General features: G+C 38.7%; 1 protein-coding gene. It reads left to right on the forward strand.

Going from position 1 to position 1,273, the window contains the following annotated elements:
- The coding region (locus tag H5072_RS19785; protein ID WP_182694556.1) for an AGE family epimerase/isomerase at positions 1–1,121 on the forward strand (1,121 nt) is incomplete at its 5' end.
- Positions 1,122–1,273 lie beyond the last annotated feature (152 nt).

Genomic DNA, 1,273 nt, shown 5'->3' on the forward strand with positions numbered 1-1,273 from the left:
CAAATATTGACGATGAACACGGTGGTTTTTACCAAAACTTTTCTGATAACGGTGAGATATTTGATAAACACACGCGCCATTTAGTAAGCTCTACTCGTTTTGTATTTAACTATGCGCGTGCGTACCAAACCTTTAATGACGAAAAGTACCTAAACCGTGTTAAATCGGGAATTGAGTTTATTCGTAAGCATCACCTTGTTGAGCAAACAGGCGGCTATAACTGGTTATTAAAAGTTGAAAACGCTCAAGCTACCGTGCTTGATAACACCAATCATTGTTATGGCTTTGCATTTGTTATTTTAGCGTACAGCTGGGCATATCGCGCAGGTGTTACAGAGGCGCGCGAATACCTCAACGATACATTTCAAACAATGGAAACACATTTTTGGGATGCAAAAGCCGGTTTATATAAAGATCAGCATAACAGCGACTTCACAAAATGTGATTCATACCGCGGCCAAAATGCCAATATGCATACTTGTGAAGCACTTATTGCCGCTTATGAAGCCACAAGAGACGAAAAATTTTTAAACCGTGCGCTCACACTTGCCGACAACATGGTTAACCGCCAAGCTAGTTTAATGGGTGGGCTTATTTGGGAGCATTACGATATAAATTGGCAGGTCGATTTAGAGTACAACAAAGACGATCCTAAAAATTTATTTCGTCCGTGGGGCTTTCAACCTGGCCATCAAACAGAGTGGTCAAAACTGCTTATGTTTTTAAATAAGCATAAGCCACAAAAATGGCTTATTGAACGCGCTCAAGCCTTATTTGATAACTCAATAAATGTAGCATGGGATAAAAAGCACGGCGGTATTTGCTACGGCTTTGCCCCTGATAAAACTATTTGCGATGACGATAAATACTTTTGGGTTCAAGCCGAAACTCTGTGTTGTGCAGCGTATCTTTATCAAGCAACAGGGGATGAAAAATATCAGCAATGGTATGACAAAATTTGGCAGTATTCGTGGCAGCATTTAGTTGATCATAAATACGGAGCCTGGTTTAGAATTTTAACCGCTGACAATAAAAAAATAGACACGATGAAAAGCCCAATAGGTAAAACTGATTACCATACAATGGGTGCCTGTTTTGATGTGCTCGAACTATTAAAGTAACTATGTAGTTATAACTTTTACAGTGTTGTGTAGACCTTTTAACCGCCAGCTTGGCGGTTTTTTTTGCGCTGGATTTAATTCACCTCAAAAAGGGTTATCAACTTAACAAAATAATATTTTTTTACAGCCATTTTTTTAAACCTAATCTTTTG

Source organism: Pseudoalteromonas sp. SR45-5 (assembly GCF_014163565.1).
GTDB lineage: Bacteria > Pseudomonadota > Gammaproteobacteria > Enterobacterales > Alteromonadaceae > Pseudoalteromonas > Pseudoalteromonas distincta.